At 63.4% G+C, this 6,854-nt stretch carries 7 protein-coding genes and 1 pseudogene; 4 read left to right on the top strand and 4 right to left on the bottom strand.

Annotated elements, in window-relative coordinates; all coding sequences use genetic code 11:
- From DFP89_RS20940 to DFP89_RS19370, 3 genes and pseudogenes are all read right to left on the bottom strand, one after another.
- A pseudogene (locus DFP89_RS20940) lies at positions 1-104 on the bottom strand (VRR-NUC domain-containing protein); the annotation flags it as partial.
- The gene (locus DFP89_RS19375; protein WP_114350961.1) at positions 101-340 is read right to left on the bottom strand and encodes a hypothetical protein; all 240 of its coding nucleotides are present in this window, start codon (positions 338-340) and stop codon (positions 101-103) included. The gene DFP89_RS19375 and the pseudogene DFP89_RS20940, both read right to left, overlap by 4 nt.
- Entirely contained in the window at positions 337-597 is a 261-nt protein-coding gene (locus tag DFP89_RS19370) for a helix-turn-helix transcriptional regulator (RefSeq protein WP_114350960.1), read from the bottom strand. The genes DFP89_RS19375 and DFP89_RS19370 overlap by 4 nt, the downstream gene beginning before the upstream one ends.
- A gap of 575 nt (positions 598-1,172) precedes the next feature.
- Here DFP89_RS19370 and DFP89_RS19365 point away from each other — a divergent pair.
- Positions 1,173-2,438 carry a tyrosine-type recombinase/integrase gene (locus DFP89_RS19365; RefSeq protein WP_114350959.1) on the top strand — a complete coding sequence of 422 codons (1,266 nt, stop codon included), beginning with the start codon at positions 1,173-1,175 and terminating at the stop codon, positions 2,436-2,438.
- Positions 2,439-2,463: 25 nt separating this feature from the next.
- Here the strand turns inward: DFP89_RS19365 and DFP89_RS19360 are convergent, their stop codons facing one another.
- Positions 2,464-3,063: a hypothetical protein gene (locus DFP89_RS19360; protein WP_114350958.1), complete on the bottom strand. Its 600-nt coding sequence runs from the start codon at positions 3,061-3,063 to the stop codon at positions 2,464-2,466.
- Between the two features lie 822 nt (positions 3,064-3,885).
- Here DFP89_RS19360 and DFP89_RS19355 point away from each other — a divergent pair.
- Genes DFP89_RS19355 through DFP89_RS19345 form a run of 3 tightly spaced genes read left to right on the top strand, consistent with a single transcriptional unit; the run spans position 3,886 to position 6,465 of the window.
- The gene (locus DFP89_RS19355) at positions 3,886-4,194 is read left to right on the top strand and encodes a helix-turn-helix domain-containing protein (protein WP_114350957.1); all 309 of its coding nucleotides are present in this window, start codon (positions 3,886-3,888) and stop codon (positions 4,192-4,194) included.
- Positions 4,191-5,102: a reverse transcriptase family protein gene (locus DFP89_RS19350; RefSeq protein ID WP_114350956.1), complete on the top strand. Its 912-nt coding sequence runs from the start codon at positions 4,191-4,193 to the stop codon at positions 5,100-5,102. The genes DFP89_RS19355 and DFP89_RS19350 overlap by 4 nt, the downstream gene beginning before the upstream one ends.
- Positions 5,103-5,124: 22 nt before the next feature.
- The gene (locus tag DFP89_RS19345; RefSeq protein ID WP_114350955.1) at positions 5,125-6,465 is read left to right on the top strand and encodes a DUF7986 domain-containing protein; all 1,341 of its coding nucleotides are present in this window, start codon (positions 5,125-5,127) and stop codon (positions 6,463-6,465) included.
- Positions 6,466-6,854: the final 389 nt, after the last annotated feature.

Genomic DNA, 6,854 nt, shown 5'->3' with positions numbered 1-6,854 from the left:
TCGTTGGCGCAGTGGTGGATGATGACGGTGCGGGGCAGGGCGATGCGCAAGGCCTGCACGACGGCGCGCTGAAGATCGGCCTCGGGGGTGCCACGCCGTTTCATCGCACTGCCCTCCCCTGGTCTTCGCGCTGGGCACGTCGTACCGGCCGCCGCGCATCGACGACGACCAGCAGGCGCTGGGCATCCGCACGTTCGCCTGGGGTCTCGCCATGCTGGGCAAGCACGTTGCAGGCGAGCCTGATCAGGAGATCGCTGTGATGCGCGACGTCGGCGATCACGGCGCGGGCCTCGGCCACGCGGTCGGCGGGCCAGGCGGAACTGCGGGGTTGCACGGTCATGACCGGCGCCCTCCGGCACGACGGCGGCGCGGCGCGGCCTGTTCCTGCTCCTCCAGCCATTCCTCGACAGCGGCGCGACGGTAGTAGACCTTGCGTCCGGCCCGAACGCAGGGTGGGCCCGTCCGCATCGCCTCCCAGCGGCGCAGGGTGTCGACCGAAAGGCCGAGTTCCAGCGCGAGGTCGAGACGGCTGATCCAGCCGACCAGCAGCGTGCGGGGTTTGTCCTTCGGTTCTGGCATCGATCCGAGATGCGGCATCGGGGTCTCCTGGTCCTCGCCCCGAGCATCGGGGACGTCTTGCAGGGACCAGTGAGCGCAGAGCCCAAGGGGTGGCGGCGAGGCGGAGGGTGGCGGAAAGGATGCCGCCTTTGTGCCACCCCTTGTTTTATTTGGGTTTGCGATGGTGGTCGGATGGCGTGGACAAATTACGGCCGGTCCTGCCAGGTGGGCGAAACGGATGCCAAGGCCGCAAACACCAGCGAACAGCCGGATTGACCGTGTTTGACCGGCATTGGTGGGCAAAGAGGGGGTGGCACCCGGCATGGCACCCCTGCCACCCATTGAATTCCTTGAGGATTTGCCGCTTTGCGGCAGTTTAAAAGTCAAATTTACAGCGCGATCACCGTGCCTGCGGCCTCAGACGTCCCATTGCGCATGTCGACCCCAGTCGCGCATCGATCCGCGCAGCGCCGAAAAACCCATGAAAACAAGGGGTGGCACTGCTGTGGCGCCCTTTGCGCCACCCTCCGCCTCCCCGCCACCCGACTTGCCATGCTTGCCTTGATAGTCAGGCGAAACCACGCCTCATGTCGGATGCAAGAAGGACCGAAGCCATGCCCGAACGCATCAAGCTGACCGAGAAAGTGCTGCGCGACGCCGAGCCGGTGCCCGGGCGGGACTATCAGATATTCGACACCGACGTCCGGGGCTTCGCAGCCTGCATCTACCGCGGCGGCGGGCGGGCCTTCACGTTGGACTACCGCCATGCCGGGCGCCAGCGCCGGATGACCTTCGGGCGCTGGCCGGAATGGTCGGTGTCGGCTGCCCGGGAACGGGCCAAGGAACTGCGGCGCGAGATCGACGCCGGGGCCGATCCCTTGGGCCAGCGCGAGGCGAAGCGCGAAGCCCCGCGTGTGACCGACCTGATCGAGCGCTACTGCGCCGAGCATCTGCCGAAGCTGTCAGTGCGGAGCGCGGCCGACCAGCGGTCGGCGCTGGCCAAGATGGTGGCACCTGTCTGGGGCCGGAAGCTGGTGACTGAGATCACGCCGACCGACGTCGACAAGCTCCTGACCAAGATCGCCGAGGGCAGGGCGCGGCCGCACAAGGAAAAACCCAACAACCGGGCGCGCAAGCTGCAGGGGGCCAAACCGACACCCGTCCGCGCCAACCGGATCGGCGAGGTGTTGCGCAAGATGTTCACGTTGGCCGTCCAGTGGGGCTGGTGCGAGGACAATCCGGCCCAGCGCTTTCACCGCCGCACCGAGACGCCGCGCGAACGCTTCCTCTCCAAAGAGGAAATATCCAAGCTCGCCGCCGCGCTCGATGCCGCCGAGGATCGGCGCGCCGCCGACATCATCCGCATGTGCATGCTGACGGGCGCACGGCTGGGCGAGGTGCGGCAGGCCCGGTTCGAACAGTTCAACCTCGAACACATGAGCTGGTCGAAGCCGCCCACCATGACGAAACAGCGCCGCGCCCACCGCGTGCCGATCTCTGACGAAACCGCAGCCATCGTGCGCCAGCGGCTGCTGCTGGTACTGAAAGGATCCCCGTGGCTCTTTCCCGGCGATACGCCCGGCCAGCCGGTGCAGGAGGTGCGGCGGTTCTGGGCGCAGGTCCAGAAGCAGTGCGGGCTGCACGACGTCCGGATTCATGACCTGCGCCACACCTTTGCGTCCTTGCTGGTCAGTGGTGGCGCGTCGCTGGAAATGATCGGCAAGCTTCTGGGGCACAGCCAGATGCAGACGACCCTGCGGTATGCCCACCTGATGGACTCGCCCCTGCGCGCCGGGGTGGACGCTGTGGCCAGTGCCTTCCGTCCAAAGCCTCGGCTTGTTCATGACGCCGACGATCAGAGTGGCCGAAAGACCGCCTGATCCGGGCCAGCGCGGACCCTCGTCATCACGCTTCCTCCCGTCGCAGCGCCCTCCATATCGGCGTGATCCGCCGCCGGATCGAACGGCTGTCTGGCATCTTCTTGCCGTCTGACCGATCCGCGAACCAGTCCTGCATCTCGGCAATCAGCTCGGCTTGGGTGGCTGGCAGACCGTGGTCATGCATCCGCACGATCAGGGCGATGTTCATGCCCTCCCAGTCATAGGGTGTGGCAGCACCTGGCCCCGCCGCAACCCGCCGCACCATGTCGTTCTCTTCCTCGAAGGCATGCACCTCATCGGCCATGATCATCATGTCCGCGACCGCCACCGTGACCCCGCCGACAGGATCGGTGATGATCTGCCATTGGCTTTTGTCGCCCGTCATGATCCGGCGCACCACGCCCTCGGTCGGGCCCGTCCCGCAGCGGCGGAACAACGGCATGAGGTCCATCGGCGAGATGGCGACCCGACCGGCGACAATTTCTTCGCCACAGCGGACGAGGCCGATGCCGGTCATGATGTGGAACTTGCCCGCCGCGGCCCAGCCTGCGACGTCGGCGATGTTGCAGCCCCAGCGGGCCGTGACTTCCTGAAGGGTGTAGAAAACGCGGGGCGGCAGAGCCATGACAAATCATCCTCACATGAACCGAGGACGGGCCGAACTCATACCGCCTGCAGCCCGTGCCGGGGCGCACGGGTTAAGTGATCGGGCGCAACGACACGAGAGGCGCCGGGGCGCCTTCGGTCAGAGCGACGGGTGTTCCGATAGACCTGTTATGCTTTTGGTTGAGGGCTGCTCTCCTCAAGGATGCACCCTGACGCGGGCTTCGATTCGGAGCAAGGGGGTGGCCAGCACGATGCTGTGGATATCATTTAAGGCCTCGGCGATCATCCGCTTTGGGCGCCCTGCGAACACTACATATAGTGCGTAGTTGGACATATGACATAGTCAGTTCGCTGGTGGCGAACTCGGGGCTTGAAATGGCGAACAACGTGCTCTATCTAGCGATCAATGCTCAGGTGAGAGATAGCTGCCATAGGCTGATCGGTTCGCCGATCGAGGAGGCTCCGGCCTCTACCCACTTCGGGGCGTGGCGACCGCATCCGCGCGATGCGATCCGCGACGACGACCCGACGACTTAAGTCCGCAGCTCGCGTTGCGGCACGGGGATACCTAGGAGATAGCCTCTGCCCTGATTGCCTCTTGGGAAGGCGGCACACTCGTCGGGATGGTCCCGGCGAGGAAGCCCAGGAGGTTGCGACATGGGTACTGAACCTGTGAAGCCCCTGAGCACCGGGCAGTGGATCCGTCGCTGGATTCGGCGTGTTCTTCGGAAACGTCGGACCCTGATGGTCGCGTTCTGGATGGTGAAAGCCATCGTGTATCTGGCGCGACTCTTCTTCTGAGACGGCTCCTAGGTGTTCAACTGCTGAGGATGGGAGAAAAATGCTGAATGAAGCTCTTCGCCTGGTTCGGGTCTACCACGACCTGTCGCAGGCTGACGTGGCCGAACGCGTCGGGCTGTCAAAATCCTATGTTTCGGAGATCGAGAGCGGCGAAAAGAACGTCTCCATTGCCGTTCTGGAGAAGTATTCGACGGCCTTCGATATTCCGATGTCCTCGCTCATGCTGTTTGCCGAGCGCGTGGAGGGTGCTGGAAAGGCCGATGCCATTCGGGCGTATGTCGCTGACAAGGCGCTGAAGATGCTGGATTGGGCGGCGACAATTTCCGAGTATCGAGGGGCGGGCAGGTGAGCCACGACCGCAACCAGTCAATCCTGTACAAGGTGACAAGCCCGCAGATGCTGGCCGATCGTCTGCTGATTTCCCGTGAAGAACTGGATGCGCTTCTCGCCGATGCCGATCCCTACAAGCGGTGGATCGACAAGAAGTCCGGCCGCGCAATTCAGGAGCCGCGGCCAAGACTCGCGAAGGTGCATCGCAGGATCGCAATGCTCTTGGCGAGGATCGACACGCCGCCCTACCTGCACTCGGCAAAGAAGGGGCGGTCGTACATCTCCAATGCTGCTGCACACTCGGTCGAGGACGGGTGCGTCAAGATCGATGTCCGAAGGTTCTATCCGTCAGCGCGGGCTCAGGCTGTCTATCACTTCTTCCGCGACAGGATGGCTTGTGAGGGTGATGTTGCCGGAATGCTTGCAAAACTGCTGATGGTGGACGGGCATCTGCCGACAGGAAGCAGCGCCAGCCCAATTGTCTCGTACTTCGCCTACGAGGACCTGTTTCATGAACTTTCGGTCTTGGCTGAAGCATGCGGCTGCAAGATGACCGTCTACGTCGATGACATTGTATTCACGGGGGCAGGGGCTACGCGGCGCCTCCTGTTTGAAGCTCGGAAGGCCATCGGCAAACGGCACCTTCATGGGCACAAGACCAAGCTCTTTCGGCCCGGTCAGCCGCGGATCGTCACCGGAGTTGCTGTCACCCACAACGGCCTTCGGTTGCCGAACCGGCGCCAGGTCCGCATTGCCGAGGACCAGAAGCTGTTCGATGACCTGCCACTTGGCCGCGAGAAGCTCATCGTCGCACGGCGGCTCACTGGACGCCTATTTGAAGCCAGCCAAATCGATGCAGGGTGGCGAGTGCGCGCTGAGGCCATGGCTGCCCTGCGCGATGATATTCAAAGAAAGATCGGTCGCTAGACCGGCATAGACAGGGCTGGTTATGGCTGAACGCAACGATATTTCCGGCCTTTTGGCCTTCATCGGCCGAGAAGGTGACTGGCGCGAGCGGCTGCAGGATGTTGTCGCCGAACACCTGATGCCCGCGCTGGAGGAATTCGAGATCGATCAGGACGGCTTGGCCGACCTGCTAGGCGAGCAGTGGTCAGGCGTCCTCTGGGGCTGCGGGTTCGAGGATTTCCTTGGCCAGCACTATGAGGACGGCAACATCGTCGATCTCTATCTGAAGCGGCGCGGCTGGAAGGAAACGGCCTTGAACCGGGCCTATTTCACCGCGCTGCGGGATGCGCAAGTCAGTCTGTACGAAGTCAGCGATGTCCAGCCTGGCACATCGATGGTGCTGCGCGACCTGCTGTCGGATGCCACATCCGTCACAGTGCGCGAGAAATCCGCCACGCGCACTCTGAAGCAATGGGACCGGATCGCCGTGCGGGTGGTGCCCGAACGCGATCACCATGTCATCTCCGGCGCGCTGTTACCCTTCCGCTCCGAAGCGGTGGATTTCCTGTTCGCCGGGCTGCGCGACGCCCTGAAGCTGAAGAAGCGAGACGCGCTGCGGCTCACCCGCGAGCAGCTTCTGGGTTGCGCACCCATCTTCACTTCCGCTTGGCTGTTCATCGAGATCGACCGTGCCCTCACCCCAGCGCAGCCGCAGTTCACCAATTCGGACGGCGACGATGTGTTGTTCCACGATTTGCGGTACCCGCTTGCCAGCGGCGTAACGCAGAAAGCAGTGGCGGAGCGGCTCGACCGGGTGAAGGGCTTCCTGCCGGAAGGACCGAAGTTCTGGAACTGGCTGGCCACGCGGAAGGGGCGCGGTGGCAAGGCGGGCGGCGGCATCATGCTCGACACGCAGATGGAGGGCGCCACCGTTCTGGGTTCGCTGGAATTGAAGGGCAAGACGCTGCTCGTGACCGTCAACTCGGCCGAGCGCGCGGCCAAGGTCCAGACGTTGATCGGTGCGGCCGCCGGGGATCTGTTGAAATCGCCTTTGAACACGATCCGGACAGTCGATCAGATGCGGGCAGACCAACGGCGTGAAGGGTCGCGCGAAGAAGCCGACGAAATCCCGCCAGAGATCGCGCGCCAGCTGATGCGGGATCACCTCGACAAGCACTACCGCGAAACGCTGGACGCGCCGATCCCGGCGCTGGGCGGCAAGTCACCACGTCAGGCTGTCCGGACGGCTGCGGGGCGCGAGAAGGTGATCGACTGGCTAAAGATGCTGGAAAACCGCAGCGCCGCGCATGTAGAGGGCCCCATCGCCGAGTACGATTTCGCCTGGATGTGGGGCGAGCTAGGGCTTCAGGAACATCGGAAATGAAGGCTGACAAGACGGTCTGCGATGATGATCTGCAGGGGAGGGCGCGTGGGCTACATCAACACCACATCAACCTGCGACTGCGGCCTTCGTGCCGGTCTTGCGTGTGAATCCGTGCGAACGCTGATGTTTGCGAGGGCGAAAATCACGCCTGAACAAAGGCTTACCCCGTAAGACGCTGATTTCGATGATTATTCGGTTTTGCCCTTCCATGGGCTCATAACCTGAAGGTCACAGGTTCAAATCCTGTCCCCGCAACCACCGATTCCGACCCAAGACCAGCACCAGCCCTCGCCGAACGCGGGGGCTTTGTCATGTCTGCTTCCGACAAAGCCAGAATTCCGGCCAATTCCCCAATGAGTTCAATCTCATGGCCACCGGTTGCGCCCGGA

It is taken from the genome of Paracoccus lutimaris (assembly GCF_003337565.1).
GTDB lineage: Bacteria > Pseudomonadota > Alphaproteobacteria > Rhodobacterales > Rhodobacteraceae > Paracoccus > Paracoccus lutimaris.
The sequence above is the reverse complement of the archived record's forward strand: the minus strand, read 5'-3'. Positions and strand labels throughout refer to the sequence as shown.